The organism is Pseudoalteromonas sp. TB41 (assembly GCF_000497975.1).
GTDB lineage: Bacteria > Pseudomonadota > Gammaproteobacteria > Enterobacterales > Alteromonadaceae > Pseudoalteromonas > Pseudoalteromonas tetraodonis.
In genome coordinates this window covers 37,251-54,519 of record NZ_AUTH01000086.1, presented here as the reverse complement: position 1 = coordinate 54,519, position 17,269 = coordinate 37,251, and the positions used below count along the sequence as shown (strand labels likewise).

The following is a 17,269-nucleotide window of genomic DNA, read 5'->3' as shown; positions in this document are numbered from 1 at the left end:
TAATGCCAGTCAGTTAAGAACTGACTGGCATTTTCTTTTATAGGGGTACTTATTCGGCTTCTTTCTTATCACCCTTGGATAATGCCTATCTGGTAATCTATCGGGTAAAATAAACAATCTAAGTGTTGTCAGTAACTCATCGTAATGAATAGGCAACTTACTTGCACTATGTATTGGCGTAAACATAAAGAAAGCGATAACCTGTCGCATAGATTGGCTAAAGCTTAGCTGTGTAGGCAAAATATCCTCATCTTTAGTTGCATCAAGCATGATGATACGTATTAAATTGTAAGCGAGTAATAACCCCCATAACTCTTGACGTACCATGTCTGGTTTCTTACTACGTAACGTGTGTTTGCTATGATTCAATCCCTGCTTTATTTCTCTAAACGCCAGCTCAATTTCCCAGCGTTGAGTATAAACCTCTGTTAATTCTTCATATGGAAATCGTAAAGGGTCAATGAGAGAGCTGAGTACACGATAGCTTTTTCCATCCACTTTATAGGTGGTTAATCTTGCCATCATGGTCTCTGGTAATGACTCAAATTTCTTTCTGGCTTGAGGACTTGTGGACAAAATCACTATTTTATCATTGTCATTTATACTATGTTCAACTTGATACTGTAAATCCTTCCTCGCGGGTAACATCCAGTGAGTGTTATCTCCTTGGTTTTGCCATTGATACAACAGTCCTAATGAGTAATAGCCGCGGTCAAACAAGGTAAGAGAATTATCTGGTACGGCTGGTAATAGTCGTTGAGCTAAGCTCATTTCACCTATGCGACGGGAGTCAAAGCTGCTATCTAACAGTAAATGGCTAGATACTTCCATAAGGCTACACATTCGTACTTGTGGGTAGCTTACTTCTCCATGTTGATTACTGTCACTGCCAAATGCTTCTCTGTTTTCTTGATTATCATGAGTTCGAAAACTAACGCCATCTACAGCGAGTAAATTAAGTCCGCACCATTGTTCAAAAGACTGGGTGGAAAAGGTTTTGTGTGCAAGTAATTGAAATGTATGTTGGACTGACTCATAGCCTAACCTTTGCCGACCTTGAACTAGCGCACTTGGCGCTACTAGTTTGTTTTTTCCGGGTAAAGAGATGTCGAGTCTATTAGCGATATCCCAAACGGTTTCGTTTCGGAATAAACTCATTCCAATTACAGACCACATAACAGCTTCTAGCGGTAATCGCCTTTTACGCACAGTAGCAACACCTGCATGTTTAAATGCTTGCTCAAGAATATCAGGGTCAAGAACCTGTTTAAGTTTATCTAGTGTATGTACATCATTTAAAAATGAAGACATGTTATCGAAGTGCTGAATGAGAGACATAAAAAAATCCGATATTATTTCTAATATCGGATTTTGAAGCCATGGAAAGATCAGTCAAGTGATCATAAAAATATTCTTAACTGATCTGCATTAAGCTTAGGCTGGGTTTTTTTATGGCTGCTTAATAGGTATTCATGGGATTTGGTTTTACTTTTTTCACTATTCATATTATTAATAATCGGTATAACTAGTTGCCTAACTGGATGGATTTTAATCTATGCACAAAAGCTTTATAATCGGCAGATAGAATACTATAAGTATTGGGTTATGGTGTGTTTAGTAAACACCACCGAATACTTTAACGTCACCAAGAGGGCAATACTGTGCTACAAGAATATCGTAAACACGTAGAAGAACGTGCCGCGTTAGGTATCGTACCAGCGCCATTAGATGCTCAGCAGACGGCTGATCTTATTGAGCTAATTAAAACGCCACCGGCAGGTGAAGAAGAGTTCATCCTAGAACTACTGATCAACCGCGTACCACCAGGTGTTGATGATGCAGCCTACATTAAAGCAGGATTTTTAGCGGCTGTTGCTAAAGGTGAAGCTGTTTCTCCGTTGATTTCTAAAGAAAAAGCAGCTGAGTTACTAGGTACTATGCTCGGTGGCTACAATATTGCGCCAATGGTTGAACTACTTGATGACGAAGCGTTAGCGCCAATTGTAGTAAAAGGCCTTTCGAACACATTATTAATGTTTGATGCGTTCTACGATGTAGAAGAAAAAGCAAAAGCAGGTAATGCATACGCCAAGCAAATTATAGAGTCTTGGGCTGCTGCAGAATGGTTTATCAATAAGCCAGCCGTTGCTGAAAAAATCTCTGTTACGGTATTTAAAGTCACTGGCGAGACAAACACAGATGATTTATCACCAGCACCAGATGCATGGTCACGTCCTGATATTCCACTTCATGCATTAGCTATGCTTAAAAATGAGCGTGATGGTATTAACCCTGACAAAGACGGTGAAGTAGGTCCAATCACTCAGCTTGAAGAATTAAAAACTAAAGGCTTACCACTTGCTTACGTAGGTGACGTTGTTGGTACAGGCTCTTCGCGTAAGTCTGCAACAAACTCTGTGCTTTGGTTTATGGGGGATGATATCCCATTCGTACCAAACAAGCGCGTGGGTGGTGTATGTTTAGGTAACAAGATTGCGCCTATTTTTTTCAATACAATGGAAGACTCGGGTGCGTTACCAATCGAATTAAATGTTGATGAATTCAACATGGGTGACCAAATCGACATCTACCCTTATGAAGGTGTTGTGAAACGTCATGGTACTGATGATGTGATCTCTACATTTGAACTTAAATCAGAGGTAATTTTAGACGAAGTTCGTGCTGGTGGTCGTATTCCATTGATCATTGGTCGTGGTCTTACAGACAAAGCACGTACATCATTAGGTTTAGGCGCAACTGACGTATTTAAAGTACCAGCAATGACTGAAGTATCAGACAAAGGCTTTACGCTTGCGCAAAAAATGGTTGGTAAAGCATGTAACGTTGCCGGTATTCGCCCAGGCCAATACTGTGAACCTAAAATGACCACGGTTGGCTCGCAAGATACAACAGGTCCTATGACGCGTGATGAGCTTAAAGACTTAGCCTGTTTAGGTTTCTCTGCAGATTTAACAATGCAGTCTTTTTGTCATACATCCGCTTACCCTAAGCCAATCGATGTAAACACGCACCATACGCTTCCTGATTTTATTATGAATCGTGGCGGTGTATCGCTTCGCCCTGGTGACGGTGTAATTCACTCATGGTTAAACCGTATGTTATTACCAGATACCGTAGGTACGGGTGGTGATTCACATACACGTTTCCCATTAGGTATTTCATTCCCAGCAGGTTCGGGGGCGGTAGCGTTCGCAGCTGCAACGGGTGTAATGCCACTAGATATGCCTGAATCAATTTTGGTTCGTTTTAAAGGTGAAATGCAACCGGGTATCACTTTACGTGACCTTGTACATGCTATCCCTTATTTTGGTATCAAAGAAGGCCTATTAACGGTTGAGAAGAAAGGTAAAATCAACGAATTCTCTGGTCGCATACTAGAAATTGAAGGGGTTGAGCACTTAACGGTTGAGCAAGCGTTTGAGCTATCCGATGCATCTGCAGAGCGTTCAGCTGCTGGCTGTACTGTTAAGCTTTCTAAAGAGTCTATCAGCGAATACCTTGAGTCTAATATTGTTATGCTTAAGTGGATGATTTCTGAAGGTTACGGCGATGTACGTACGATTGAACGTCGTGTTACTGCAATGCAAGACTGGTTAGCAAACCCAGAGCTAATGGAAGCTGATAAAGACGCAGAGTACAAACACGTACTTGAAATCGACCTTGCTGAGATTAAAGAGCCAGTACTGTGTGCGCCAAATGATCCTGATGATGCACGCCTACTTTCTGATGTGACAGGCGAGAAAATCGATGAAGTATTTATCGGTTCTTGTATGACTAATATTGGTCACTTCCGTGCTGCAGGTAAATTACTCGATGGCTTTAAAGGGCGTATTCCAACACAGCTTTGGGTTGCTCCACCAACGAAAATGGATAAAGACCAACTTACAGACGAAGGTTACTACGGTATTTTTGGTCGTGTTGGTGCACGTATTGAAACGCCAGGGTGTTCACTGTGTATGGGTAACCAAGCACGTGTTGCGGACAAAGCAACGGTTGTGTCTACTTCTACACGTAACTTCCCTAACCGTTTAGGTACAGGGGCAAACGTATTCTTAGCATCAGCAGAGCTGGCAGCAGTAGCAGCAATTTTAGGCAAATTACCTACACCTACTGAGTACCAAGAATACGCAGCGAAGATCAATGCAACGGCAGCAGATACCTACCGTTACTTGAACTTTCACCGTATGCCTCAGTACACTAAAAAGGCAGACAACGTAATTATTCAGCAAGCTGTATAATTTATAGAGTGTGTTTAAAAAACTCGCTTCGGCGGGTTTTTTATTGTCCAAATAAAATATTAGATAGATAATGCTTAATTCGCTGCATGATTGTATTAACTTTCGTTAAATATCGTCATTGATATGGTTAATAAAGCAAAAAATCCTCTCTACATGCATTAAAATCCTCGACAATATTATCATTATTATAAGCAGGATTTTATGACCGCATTAAACAACCAGAATTTACTGCAACTTCGTTTTATTAACCAAGCCAATATTGATTTGGTTAAGCCTTCTTTTGATAACTTACCTGCAAATCCTTATGCAGATGGTGCGTTTCGTAAACGCCGTTATTCAGTGGTTAAATTACAAAATGGTGAGCTTAATCTTCAAGCGACCAAAGCGTTTGTGCAAGACGATTCAATTAATACCTTTCAAGGTAATGTTGAGCGTACTTACGAAAACTTAGAGCAAAGCTTGCTTGAGTCTGAGGGTATGAAAAGCATTGTTAGCGAATTTGCAGCGATCACCGGCATTGACGCAGAGCGTGATATTGAAATTCACCAATTTAGAATGCTTGCCATTGATAGCGATACGCCAGCAGCTCCAGAAGGTGTGCATCAAGATGGGTTTGACCATGTGTGTGTATGTGGTGTTTCTCATGAAAATTTAGAAGGTGGTGAGCTATTGGTTTATGAAAACCAACAAGCTGAACCGTGTTTTAAAATGGAAATAAAAGACGGCATGTTTGCACTAATTAATGACCGTCAGGTATGGCATAACGCCACGCCAATGAACAAAATTGATGCTAACAAACCAGGTTACCTGGATTGCTTTGTACTAACTGCTTAAGAGAAATAAAATGAATTTAATGCAATTGCGCGCGCAATTTCCTGCTTTAATGCAAACTGTTGATGGCAAGTCACCGGTGTTTTTAGATGGGCCAGGTGGCTCACAAGTACCTCAGTCGGTACTCAATGCCATGACCGCTTATTTAGGGCATTACAATTCAAACTTGGGCGGTGCGTTTTTCTCAAGTGACAAAACGGTTGAGCTGATGGCGAATGCGCGTCAAGCGGCGGCTGATTTGTTAAATGCGCCCAGTGCACAAAATATTGTGTTTGGCCCTAATATGACTAGCCTAACATTTAGCTTTAGCCGAGCAATTTCACGCAATTGGCAAGCAGGTGATGAAATTATAGTGACCAATGCTGATCATTTTTCAAATGTATCGTCTTGGCAGCAAGCCGCTGAAGATAAAGGCGCAGTGGTTAACACAGCGCTAATTAACGAAGCCGATTGTAGTTTAGATATGGCGCATTTTGAAAGCTTATTAAACGCTAACACTAAATTGGTTGCGGTTACGTATGCATCAAATACCACTGGCTCTATTAACGATATTAAACGTATTATAGAGCTTGCTCATAATGTGGGTGCGTTGGTGTATGTTGATGCGGTGCATTATGCGCCACATGAACTGATTGATGTACAAGCGTTAGATTGCGACTTTTTAGCTTGTTCTGCATATAAGTTTTTTGGCCCGCACTTAGGCATGGTTTATGGTAAAACTGAGCACTTAGAAGGGTTTACACCTTATAAAGTAGAGCCAGCAAAAGATGTTGCACCAGGTCGCTGGGAAACCGGCACACAAAGTTTTGAGGCACTTGCAGGCTTTATTGCGGCGGTTGATTACATAGCGGCGATTAGCGAACTTGATGACAGTCACTCACGCCGAGAAAAATTACGTGTTGCGTTTGCTAAAACAAAACAACATGAAATGGCATTGAGTGAATACTTTTTAACGCGTCTAGTTAACTACCCAAAAATTAAGTTGTTTGGTATAGACGATTTAGAGCGTTTGAGTGAGCGTACCCCTACGTTCGCACTGACCTTTGAAGGGTTAGAGCCTCGCCAAATGTCTGAATTTTTGGGTAAACACCATGTATGTGTATGGGATGGTAATTTTTACGCCCAAGGTTTATGCAAACAACTGGGTGTGCTTGATAAGGGCGGCGTAGTACGCATTGGTTGTATGCACTACAACACCATTGAAGAGATGGACACTTTGTTTGACTTGTTTGATGAGCTGATTTGAAGCTGTCAGCTATAAGCCGTCAGCTTTCAGTTTAATGCAAATACTTGACAGTAGTCAGCAGTTAGTTAATTTCTGACCGCTGACCGCTGACCGCTGACCGCTGACCGCTTTAGCTTTGTGGCGTTCCATAAATTTGCTCTGCTCGATTAAACAAAACCCATGAGGTTAAAATATACTTATCGTTTGATACTGGCTTATTGCCTCTATGTGTATGGGTAAAGTAGCCTGGGGCAACCACCATACTGCCTTTTTTAGGGGCTATTTTACGATTTTGATAATAAAACTCGGTTTCTCCGCCTTCTTCAACATCATTTAAATAAAACATAAATAACAACACCCGATGCAGTGCTTCATTATGCTGTAGCTGCGGATACACCTCACTGTGCCAATACGGATAACCGCCTTTATTTACTTCGTATTTTTGCGCTTGAATATTACCGAGTCTAAAAATTTGCTGTACCAATAAGGGGAGTTGTGGTTTACCTACCTCGTCATAGTTGGCGTGAGTTAAATCAACCGGTTGTCCTGTTTTTGGGTGATATACCTTTAAACCAAATGCCCCAATCATCATAAAAATATGTTCTTCAATGTAGTTGAAAACATACTGTGCAGTGGTTTGTTGAATATGTTTTAATTGTTCTGCGTATTCAGGATGATTGTTTAAGTATAAGTCGTGGCTATCTTTTTTATTAAGATCAACACCGCCCGATGTCATCCCTTGTTTAATATGCGGGCTTTGAGAAAAGGTAGTGATAAAGTTATCGCAAAATTCATTACTGAGCGCGTTGTCATACACGCGGATAAAGTCCGTCATGAGTTACCTGTTTAATTATTATTGGATTATTATGTTTACTGAAAAAGTGATGCCGCGTTTTAGCGAAACGGATGCACTCGGACACATCAACAATACCGTACTCCCCGTATGGTTTGAAGCGGCCCGAGTACCTATTTTTAAATTTTTTACGCCAGATCTAAATCCACACAACTGGAAGTTAATCATTGCTAAAGTTGAAGTGTCGTTTGTTGGCGAACTATTTTATGCCCATGAGGTGACAATTAACACCAGCATAGAGCAAATTGGCAATAGTTCATTTGTGATCCGCCAAGAAGCATGGCAGCAAGATAAGTGCTGCGCCATTGGTAAAACGGTGATGGTACGTTATGACTTTGTTAGTAAAACAAAGCAACCACTTTCGACTGATGAAAAAGCCGCATTAACACAGCACCTTGTAGCAGTTAGTTAATCGCAGCTTAACTATGACAAGCTGGATGTTTAGTTAAATATTGCCCCAAGGCAATGACTTGTTTTTCTGAAAAGCGCAGCCCAAGCTTTGTTCGTCGCCAAAGTATATCTGCGCTGGTTCTTGCCCATTCATGGTTTACTAAGTAATCAACTTCTTGCGCATACAGACCATGACCAAAGTGATAACCTAAATCGCCGATTGCTTGGCTGTTCCCCAGTAATTGATAACTAAGCGTGCCATAGCTGCGAACCATACGTTTTAAGGTGTCGATTGCCAGCCAAGGGTAGCTACTTTCTAACTGAGCGATAAGGTATGTTTGGTTACTAAAGTCGCCGCCTGGTAAAGGGGCATCTTTCGTCCACGAGCCACTCATCTTTGGGTAAAAAGGCACTAATTTATTGACGGCATTTTCTGCAAGCTTTCGATAGGTAGTAATTTTACCGCCAAACACACTTAATAAAGCGGCATGATCGGTGTCGTTGCTTAATATCAGCTTGTAATCACGGGTCACCGCTTGAGCATCTGTTGATTTGTCATCTAATAGTGGCCGCACCCCACTAAAGCTGTGCACAATATCGGCCGCGCTTATTGTGTTTTTAAAGTAATGGTTAGTGATACTGATAAGATACTGTATTTCTTGCTCACTAATTTTTACATCAGCAATATCGCCGGTGTACTCTTCATCAGTGGTGCCAATCAGTGAGTAATCTTGCTCATAAGGAATGACAAATACAATGCGGTTATCTTCATTTTGTAAAATATAGGCAACTGGCTCATCGTGGAGTCGGGGCACTACAATATGACTGCCTTTCACAAGGCGAATAGTGTGCGGTGTGGGCTGGGTAAATACATCTTCAAATAATGACGCGACCCATGGGCCTGCGGCATTTACAACACTTTTTGCCTTTATATTTAGGTGCTGCTTGCTGGCTTGTTGCTCTAAAATCACATCCCAATAATCTGCGTTACGCGTTGCTTTAATGCAGCGCGTGCGTGTTGCAATGGTAGCGCCTAAATTATGAGCCGCTTGGGCGTTTAAAATCACTAAACGTGCGTCATCAACCCAGCCGTCTGCGTATTCAAAGCCTTGGGTAATGCTGCTGTTAAGAACGCTATCGCTGTTAAACTCAATCGCCTTTGAAGCGGGTAAAGTATTACGCTTGGCTAGGTGGTCGTAAATAAATAACCCCACACGAATCATCCATGGCGAACGTAAATGTGCTTGGTGCGGCAGTCGAAAAGACAGTGGCCACATAATATGCGGCGCTTTTTTTAATAGCACTTCACGTTCACGTAATGCCTCTCTTACCAATCTAAATTGATAATTCTCTAAATAGCGTAGCCCGCCATGAATAAGCTTACTGCTATTAGAGGAAGTGGCTGAGGCTAAATCGTTTTGCTCACACAATAATACTTTTAAACCGCGACCACTGGCATCGGCAGCAATGCCAGCGCCGTTAATACCGCCGCCAATAATGAGTAAGTCATATTCGTTGTCGTGTGCGCTCATAGATTTTACTCACTCTCGCCGTCATTGCTATTAGAAAGTCTAACTTGTGCAATGCAATGTAGCCACTTTGCGTATAAATCGTTGCGCTCTTCACTGCTCATGGTTGGTTCAAAGCGACGATCGCTTTTCCACATGCTGGCAAGCTGCGCAGTTGATTCATACACCCCAGTTTGCAAACCGGCTAAGTAAGCAACCCCTAACGAAGTGGTTTCGGTTAGAGTGGGGCGCTCAACGCTTGCGCCTAAAATATTGGCTAAAAACGCCATTGCCCAATTATTGTTTGCCATGCCGCCATCAACTCTTAGAATACTAGGTCGGAGTCCGTCACCTTCCATAGCTTTTTGTAAATCTTTGGTTTGATAACCCACCGACTGCAAGGCAGCTGCAACAATAGTGCTAATGCCTGAGTCTCGGGTTAGGCCCAAAATTGCGCCTCGGGCATTTGCATCCCAATAGGGCGCACCTAAGCCTGTAAACGAGGGAACCAAGAATACCCCATGATCCAAGGGAACATCTTTGACGAGGGCTTCACTTTCACCTGCGTTTTCTAATAACTTTAAGCCCTCTACTATCCACTGCATGGTGGCACCAGCCATAAAAATACTGCCTTCAATCGCATAGGTGGGTTTGCCGTTGAGCCGATACGCAAGAGTGGTTAATAAACGATTATTTGATTTTAGTGCTTTATCACCAGTGTTAAGCATTAAAAAGCAGCCCGTTCCGTAAGTACTTTTTGCCATTCCTTCTTCAAAACAAGCTTGACCAATTAAGGCGGCTTGTTGATCGCCTGCTATACCGCAAATTGGAATTTCACCACCAAATAGCTCGCTTGCAGTCACCCCAAAGTCAGCCGCTGAGTCCATTACCTCAGGTAGCATCGACGCTGGAATATTAAATAAAGCCAGTAACTCTTCATCCCAGCATTGCTGATGAATGTTAAACAGTAATGTACGAGAGGCATTGGTAGCATCGGTTTTGTGAGCTTTACCGTTAGTGAGTTGCCATAGCAAGTAGGTATCTATCGTACCAAATGCTAGTTCACCTGCGTGTGCTTGCTCTTTAGCGCCTTTGACGTTATCTAAAATCCAACGAATTTTGGTTGCAGAAAAGTAAGGATCGAGTACTAAACCGGTTTTATCATTCACCATTTGTGTATGCCCAGCATGACGTAAATTATCGCAATAGTCACTGGTACGTCGGTCTTGCCACACAATCGCATTGTAGATAGATTGCCCGGTTTTTTTATTCCACACTAAGGTGGTTTCTCGTTGGTTAGCAATGCCAATGGCAATAATGTCGGCGGCAGTGACTTGTTGCTGCGATAATACGTTTTTAACGCTGCTTAATACGGTTTGCCAAATATCTACAGGGTCATGTTCAACCCAACCATTTTTCACAAAGTGTTGAGGGAAGGTTTGTTGAGCCGTGTCAAAAACCTCGGCATCTTTAGTGTATAAAATAGCTCGAGAGCTTGTCGTTCCTTGGTCAATCGAGAGTATGTATTTAGACATAAAAAATAGTGTTGTTTAATTTAGATAAAGACAGCTTGTCTTTAAGCTAAACGAATAGCAATGCTTTTGCACCATAATGGTTAAAATTATAGATGAGCGAAAGGTAGGAGAGGGAGGTGAACACTCAATTCTGGCGCCTACAATTTAATAGGCGCCAAATAACAACAATTAATTAGCATCCGTTAATTGTTGATGTAGCCAATCTTTTAATACCATTCTGTCGTGTTTTAACTGCTGCATGGCTTCGTCATCTATGGGTGAGTCTTGTAGCTCAAGTACTCGAATTTCTTTATCGATTTCATTGTATTGTTTTGCTTTGGTTGCAAAGTTTTCATCGTTTGCATTAAGTTTTGCAATAGTTTGCGTGTAATCAGGAAAATCTTTAGTTAATGAATGGTCTTCGCCTAACATAGGTTACTCCTTAAATGGCTGTTGCATAATACACGTCACGTTATATAAAAATGATCAGTGACTTGGGGTGTCCCCATACAACAGAGCTTGGGCTGATCTAAAATAAATCAACCGTTATTGGTTGTTAGTGTGTCTATTTATGTTTGCTGGGCTGCAAAACACTGACACCTGCAAAGGCTTCAGTTAGAATATGCCTGCGACAGGCCCTAATTACTTTGAGTACTTTATTACATGCTTTTAATGATCGATAACTATGACTCGTTCACCTATAACTTGGTACAGTATTTTCAGCGCTTAGATCAAGACGTGTTGGTAAAACGTAACGACCAAATAACGCTGAGTGAGATCAAACAGTTAAACCCAGATCATATTGTGATTTCTCCAGGACCTAAAAACCCGACTGAAGCGGGAGTGTCGTTATCTGTGGTAGAGCAGTTTAAAGGAGTTTATCCTATATTAGGTATTTGTTTGGGGCACCAAACCATTGCTCAAGTGCTAGGTGGTAAAGTAGTGCGAGCTAAACAGGTTATGCATGGAAAAACATCGCCTATTTATCATCAGCACCAAGGCATGTTTAAAGGCCTACCTAATCCACTTACGGTGTGCCGCTACCATTCATTAATTGTTGAAGCGCACTCATTGCCAAAGGAGTTAGAAGTAACAGCATGGACTCAAAGCATCGCTGGGCAGCGTGATGAAATTATGGGATTATTACATAACGAGCTCGCACTTGAAGGTGTGCAATTTCACCCTGAAGCGATTTTGACCGAGCAGGGCTTAGCTTTACTTGATAACTTTTTAACGCGCTTCTAGGCTTATACCTGCAAGCTATTTACTTTTTGCCCTAAGATAGAGCTTATGACCGACATATTGCAGCAACAGCGTATTGTTAATGTGCTAAACCAACGAGCGCATGATTTGCTACTGGGTCATAGTTTTGCCAATCAGCAAATTGGCTTTATTCATACCTTAGATCTTAATGACGGCAAACCCGTTAAAAAACGCACCTTATTAGAAGTAGAAGTAGCTGCGCAGCAAAAGCGCCAACAAAAAAGCTCTTCACATCAAAAGTTACAGGCTAAAACCAGTCAAAAACTCCATACCGTTATTGAAAGCGTGATTGCTAAACGTCTTGAAGACATCGATTTTGTGATTAAAGACACCATTGGCATAGAAGATAACGTGTGCGCCATACTCGATATACTGGCTACTCGCGCCGCCTCGGTTGGCCGTCTAGAGCCGCTAATTAACGATTTAAGTTGGTTGGGGCGAGAGCTGGTTACCTTAGTTAATTTACCTTTTTATCGTAAGCAACGCAGTAAAGGCACCTCAGTCAAAGTAGATACCCCAGCGTTGGCATTACGTTATTTGGGCTTAGACAACCTGCAACTGGTAGTGCCTACTTTTGCAGTGCGTCATTGGATGCCACATAGCACAGAACCATTCACGTTATTAAAACGCAGGTTAAAAGACAACACCATGTCGTGTGCCATTGCAGCGCAAACGCTTGCCCAGCTTAACGGGGTAAACCCAATGCATGCGTTTACATTGGGCATGTTACTGAATGTAGGGCAAATTGCTTTAGTGCGCTTATACCTAAAAGTGTTTGATCAGGTATGGCAGCGCAAAGTACTGCGTGCTCGTGAAGAAGGTGATAAAAACCTACACACCGCGCTATTAGAGCTAAAACCAGATCCGTTATTTTTAACAACACTGCTACACGAAAAATCACTGCTTGTCAGCGCCAAGGTCATAGAAACCATGTCGTTCAAATATTTGCCCTTTAACAGTGTTATGCAGCAGTTAGTGAATGGGGTTGAAAAGGGCGATAGTTTATTGCCATTATCGCAAGTGATTTTAAAGGCTCGCTGTTATTCTCAATATTTAAATTTAAAAGAGCACCAGCTGATTGAAGACGATGAATTACAAAGCTGGTTTAGCTATTATCAGTTCACTAAAAAAGAGTTAGATACCCTAAAAACAGGTAATTTTACTAATTTGGCACTTCAAATTGATTAAATCTGTTAATTTTTTTGCGACTATTCATTCACTTTAATTCTACTTATTCATGTGCAGTTGATTTATAAGCGCCATGCTTTTTTCGTTGTAGAGGCGCTCACTAAGGTAAATGCACATCATAATTAGCTCTCAAATAGTTATTCACTATCTATGAAATAATATCTTAAGCCCTTTATTTTAAAGGGGTACATGAAAGTTTTTGAAGAGACATCCCCCTAAATTTCTGAAATAATGAGCGCCTGAAAATTGAACCACAACGTAGTTTCAGGCAAATATACAGTTATTAATTTTTGCCGGCACATTTGGTTATTAACAATAATCACACCCCTATTCTACTGCTTTGTGATGCACACAATTAAGAGGAAATAAAATGACAGTCAATCGCGAATTATTTGATCACGTAATGGTTCCTAACTACGCACCTTCAAGCGTAATTCCTGTTCGAGGCGAAGGCTCTCGTGTATGGGATCAACAAGGACGAGAGTTTATCGACTTTGCTGGTGGTATTGCCGTTAACTGTCTTGGCCATTGCCATCCTGCATTAGTGGGCGCATTAAAAGAGCAAGGCGAAAAAATTTGGCATTTATCAAATGTAATGACCAACGAGCCGGCACTTCGCTTAGCTAAAAAAATGGTTGATGCGACATTTGCTGAAAAAGTTTACTTTGCAAACTCAGGCGCAGAAGCAAACGAAGCGGCACTTAAGTTAGCGCGCCGTTTTGCGCTTGATAAATTTGGCGCAGAAAAATCGCAAATCATCGCCTTTAATAAAGGTTTCCATGGCCGTACATTCTTCACCGTTACTGTAGGCGGTCAAGCAGCCTATTCAGATGGTTTTGGTCCTAAGCCAGGCGACATTGTTCATTGTGATTACAATGACCTTGCCGCATTTGAAGCACTGATCAGCGATAACACCTGTGCGGTAATGATGGAGCCAATTCAAGGTGAAGGCGGTATCATTTCGCCAACTGACGAATTTGCACAGGGCGTTCGCGATTTATGTACTAAACACAACGCACTGCTTATTTTTGATGAAGTACAATCAGGTGTTGGCCGTACAGGTGAGCTATACGCATACCAAGGTTTAAACGTAGTGCCTGATATTTTAACCTCAGCAAAAGCTCTCGGTGGCGGTTTCCCAATTGGCGCTATGCTAACAACCACTGATATTGCACAGCATCTTAAAGTGGGTACACATGGTTCTACTTACGGTGGTAACCCATTAGCGTGTGCAGTTGCAGAAGCTGCATTTGATACTGTAAATAACCCAGAAGTTTTAGCGGGCGTTAAAGCAAAGTCGGCGTTATTTACTGAGCTATTAAATGCCATTAACGACAAGTACAACGTATTTAGTGAAATTCGTGGCCAAGGTTTATTAATTGGTGCTGTGGTAAACGAGCAATACAAAGGCCGTGCAAAAGAGTTTTTAGTTGCCGGTACTGAGCATGGCTTAATGTCATTGGTTGCTGGTGCTGATGTGGTTCGTTTCACACCTTCTTTAGTAATACCAGAAGCGGATATTCGCGAAGGTATGGCACGCTTTGAAAAAGCAGTAGCCCACGTTGTAAATGCGTAATTGCTAATTCAACTTCTTTAGGGGCAAACGTAGTTTGCCTTGCAGTTCCTATTTACCGTTATATATAAGGGAGTAAGCGGATTCATGATGATCCTTCGCCCAATCCAAAAAAGTGATTATGCAGCTTTAGTAACCATCGCCGACGAGTCGGGACATGGCTTTACTTCTTTGCCTAATAATGAAGAGTTATTACAAAAGAAGATAGCGCATTCAGTTAACTCATTTACAAAAACGACATCACAACCAGGTGATGAGGGTTACTTATTTGTTCTTGAAGATACTGAAACTGGTGAAGTAGTCGGTACTTCAGGTATTGAAGCCGCAGTTGGCTTAGATGACGCATTTTATCATTATCATTTGAGTAAAGTGATTCACTCTTCGCGCACGCTAGATGTGTATAAAGCGGTAGATATTCTCACCCTTTGTAATGACTACACTGGGGCGACAGAGCTGTGCACACTGTTTTTAAAAAACGGCTATCGTAAAAATTGTAACGGTAAGCTGCTTTCAAAAGCACGTTTTATGTTTATAAAACAGCATCAACAACGCTTTGCACAAACCGTTATTGCAGAAATGCGCGGTGTATCTGACGAAAACGGTAGTAGCCCATTTTGGCAGTGGCTTGAAGAGCACTTTTTCTCTATGGACTTCCCAACGGCAGATTATCTGACGGGAATAGGGCAAAAAGTATTTATTGCTGAGCTTATGCCTAAATACCCAATTTACGTCAACTTATTGAGTAAAGACGCGCAAGCGGTTATAGGTCAAGTGCATGACAATACGCGCCCTGCAATTCAACTATTAAAAAGTGAAGGTTTTACTTTTAATGGTTACGTTGACATTTTTGATGCGGGCCCAACCGTTGAAGCAAAAGTAGATAACATTGCGACAATTCGTAATGCACAAAACTTTAGTGTTGAAATTGGCGAAATGACAGGCGATACCATGGTGTTGTTAGCCAATGACAAGCTTGAAGACTTTAGAGCAACCGTTGTTCCTATGACATTTGATTCGCGATCAAACAGCCTAGTGCTTACGCAAGAACTTGCTGATGCATTACATTTGAAATCGGGCGATTTTGTTACGGCTACCCCAGTTTAATTTAGGAGAAAGTATATGACTCATCCTGCACAATTTATTAATGGTCAATGGTCACCAGGCCAAGGCACCGAATTTAACTCAGTTAACCCTGCAAATAACGATGTTATATGGCAGGCATCAGCTGCAAGCGCTGAGCAAGTAGATAGCGCCGTAGCCTCTGCACGTGAAGCATTTTATAGCTGGGCTGATAAAAGCTTTGCGCAGCGCTTAGAAATTGTAAAAACCTTTGCTGCAACGTTAAAAGAGCATAGCGAAGAGTTGGCTGTGGCAATAGCTCAAGAAACAGGTAAGCCACTTTGGGAAACGCGTACTGAAGCGGGTGCCATGGTCGGAAAAATTGCCATTGCTGAAAAAGCATTTTTAGAGCGTACCGGCGACGTTGAAAACGCGATGCCGCAAGGCCGTGCGATGATCCGCCATAAGCCACACGGTGTTGTTGCTGTATTTGGTCCTTATAACTTCCCTGGGCATTTACCAAATGGCCACATTGTACCTGCACTTTTAGCTGGTAATACCGTGGTATTTAAACCCTCTGAACTAACACCTATGGTGGCTGAGCTAACCCTTAAACTATGGGAAAAAGCCGGTTTACCAGCAGGGGTTATTAACCTTGTACAAGGTGAAGTTGAAACAGGTAAAGCACTGGCGTCACACAAAGGCATTGATGGTTTATTCTTTACTGGGTCTTCTCGTACGGGTCATATTTTACATGAGCAGTTCGCAGGTCAACCAGGTAAGATTTTAGCGCTTGAAATGGGTGGTAATAATCCGCTAATCGTTAAAGATGCAGAAGATACGCTTGCTGTTGTGCACGATATTGTGCAATCTGCGTTTATCTCAAGCGGCCAACGCTGTACGTGTGCGCGTAAATTGTTTTTACCAACAGGTGCTAAAGGCGATGAAATTTTAGCACGCCTAATTACAGCCACTAAAGCAATCAAAGTTGGTAATTATGACGATGCTGACCAACCATTTATGGGCTCTATGATTTCAACGGCCGCTGCCGCTGGAATGGTTAAAGCACAAGATGAGTTAAAGGCCATGGGTGGCGAAGTGCTGGTTGAACTTGAGCACACAGCAAACACTGGTTTTGTTACACCGGGTATTATTGAGTGTACAAATATCAATGACTTCCCAGATGAAGAGCATTTTGGTCCGCTTCTAAAAGTATTCCGTTTTGATGACTTTGACCAAGCAATTGATAAAGCAAACGACACGAGCTTTGGTTTATCAGCAGGCTTACTCAGTGATAACCAAGCCGATTACGATCATTTCTTACGTCGTATCCGTGCGGGTATTGTTAACTGGAACCGTCCTATTACCGGTGCATCAAGTGCAGCGCCGTTTGGCGGTATTGGTGCCTCAGGTAACCACAGAGCAAGCGCTTATTATGCCGCTGACTACTGTGCATACCCTGTTGCGTCTGTGGAACTTGAAAAAGTAACCATGCCAGCAACACTAAGCCCAGGTTTAAAAATCGATTAATCGATTTTTTAAACTAGTAATAAATCACTAAAAAAGCAGCTTCGGCTGCTTTTTTTGTACTGCAATCTCACAAAGC

Annotated in this window: 14 protein-coding genes; 9 read left to right on the top strand and 5 right to left on the bottom strand. The window is 41.8% G+C overall.

The annotated features are described in order from the left end of the window. Window positions 1-9 precede the first annotated feature (9 nt). Window positions 10-1,338: an IS4 family transposase gene (locus L641_RS0114220; protein ID WP_024601195.1), complete on the bottom strand. Its 1,329-nt coding sequence runs from the start codon at window positions 1,336-1,338 to the stop codon at window positions 10-12. Window positions 1,339-1,661: 323 nt separating this feature from the next. Here L641_RS0114220 and acnB point away from each other — a divergent pair, with 323 nt between their 5' ends. The 3 genes from acnB (at window position 1,662) to L641_RS0114200 (ending at window position 6,336) form a co-directional block, all read left to right on the top strand. Continuing rightward, complete coding sequence (acnB, locus tag L641_RS0114210; protein ID WP_013463816.1) at window positions 1,662-4,259, top strand: bifunctional aconitate hydratase 2/2-methylisocitrate dehydratase; 2,598 nt, start codon at window positions 1,662-1,664, stop codon at window positions 4,257-4,259. Between the two features lie 201 nt (window positions 4,260-4,460). Beyond that, on the top strand, window positions 4,461-5,093 hold the full coding sequence (locus tag L641_RS0114205) for a 2OG-Fe dioxygenase family protein (RefSeq protein ID WP_013463817.1): 633 nt from the start codon (window positions 4,461-4,463) through the stop codon (window positions 5,091-5,093). A 10-nt stretch (window positions 5,094-5,103) separates the two neighbouring features. Further along, window positions 5,104-6,336 (top strand): cysteine desulfurase-like protein, encoded by a 1,233-nt coding sequence (locus L641_RS0114200; RefSeq protein ID WP_024602233.1) that lies wholly within the window; start codon window positions 5,104-5,106, stop codon window positions 6,334-6,336. A gap of 109 nt (window positions 6,337-6,445) precedes the next feature. Here the strand turns inward: L641_RS0114200 and L641_RS0114195 are convergent, their stop codons facing one another. After that, the gene (locus L641_RS0114195) at window positions 6,446-7,150 is read right to left on the bottom strand and encodes a 2OG-Fe(II) oxygenase (RefSeq protein ID WP_024602232.1); all 705 of its coding nucleotides are present in this window, start codon (window positions 7,148-7,150) and stop codon (window positions 6,446-6,448) included. A gap of 31 nt (window positions 7,151-7,181) precedes the next feature. On the opposite strand from L641_RS0114195, the gene L641_RS0114190 reads away from it, so the two are divergent. Beyond that, window positions 7,182-7,580 (top strand): thioesterase family protein, encoded by a 399-nt coding sequence (locus L641_RS0114190; RefSeq protein ID WP_024602231.1) that lies wholly within the window; start codon window positions 7,182-7,184, stop codon window positions 7,578-7,580. A gap of 7 nt (window positions 7,581-7,587) precedes the next feature. On the opposite strand, the gene glpD is transcribed toward L641_RS0114190, so the two are convergent. The 3 genes from glpD to L641_RS0114175 form a co-directional block, all read right to left on the bottom strand. Further along, complete coding sequence (gene glpD / locus L641_RS0114185; protein ID WP_024602230.1) at window positions 7,588-9,090, bottom strand: glycerol-3-phosphate dehydrogenase; 1,503 nt, start codon at window positions 9,088-9,090, stop codon at window positions 7,588-7,590. 5 nt (window positions 9,091-9,095) lie between these two features. Then, window positions 9,096-10,601 carry a glycerol kinase GlpK gene (gene glpK / locus L641_RS0114180; protein ID WP_024602229.1) on the bottom strand — a complete coding sequence of 502 codons (1,506 nt, stop codon included), beginning with the start codon at window positions 10,599-10,601 and terminating at the stop codon, window positions 9,096-9,098. A 168-nt stretch (window positions 10,602-10,769) separates the two neighbouring features. Then, window positions 10,770-11,012 (bottom strand): YdcH family protein, encoded by a 243-nt coding sequence (locus L641_RS0114175; RefSeq protein ID WP_013463823.1) that lies wholly within the window; start codon window positions 11,010-11,012, stop codon window positions 10,770-10,772. A 231-nt stretch (window positions 11,013-11,243) separates the two neighbouring features. On the opposite strand from L641_RS0114175, the gene L641_RS0114170 reads away from it, so the two are divergent. The 5 genes from L641_RS0114170 (at window position 11,244) to astD (ending at window position 17,193) form a co-directional block, all read left to right on the top strand. Then, on the top strand, window positions 11,244-11,825 hold the full coding sequence (locus L641_RS0114170; protein ID WP_013463824.1) for an aminodeoxychorismate/anthranilate synthase component II: 582 nt from the start codon (window positions 11,244-11,246) through the stop codon (window positions 11,823-11,825). Window positions 11,826-11,870: 45 nt separating this feature from the next. Further along, window positions 11,871-13,031: an HDOD domain-containing protein gene (locus tag L641_RS0114165; protein ID WP_016900057.1), complete on the top strand. Its 1,161-nt coding sequence runs from the start codon at window positions 11,871-11,873 to the stop codon at window positions 13,029-13,031. A 370-nt stretch (window positions 13,032-13,401) separates the two neighbouring features. Continuing rightward, window positions 13,402-14,607 (top strand): aspartate aminotransferase family protein, encoded by a 1,206-nt coding sequence (locus L641_RS0114160; RefSeq protein WP_024602228.1) that lies wholly within the window; start codon window positions 13,402-13,404, stop codon window positions 14,605-14,607. Between the two features lie 84 nt (window positions 14,608-14,691). Then, window positions 14,692-15,708: an arginine N-succinyltransferase gene (gene astA / locus L641_RS0114155; protein WP_013463827.1), complete on the top strand. Its 1,017-nt coding sequence runs from the start codon at window positions 14,692-14,694 to the stop codon at window positions 15,706-15,708. 15 nt (window positions 15,709-15,723) lie between these two features. Continuing rightward, window positions 15,724-17,193 (top strand): succinylglutamate-semialdehyde dehydrogenase, encoded by a 1,470-nt coding sequence (astD, locus tag L641_RS0114150; protein WP_024602227.1) that lies wholly within the window; start codon window positions 15,724-15,726, stop codon window positions 17,191-17,193. Window positions 17,194-17,269: the final 76 nt, after the last annotated feature.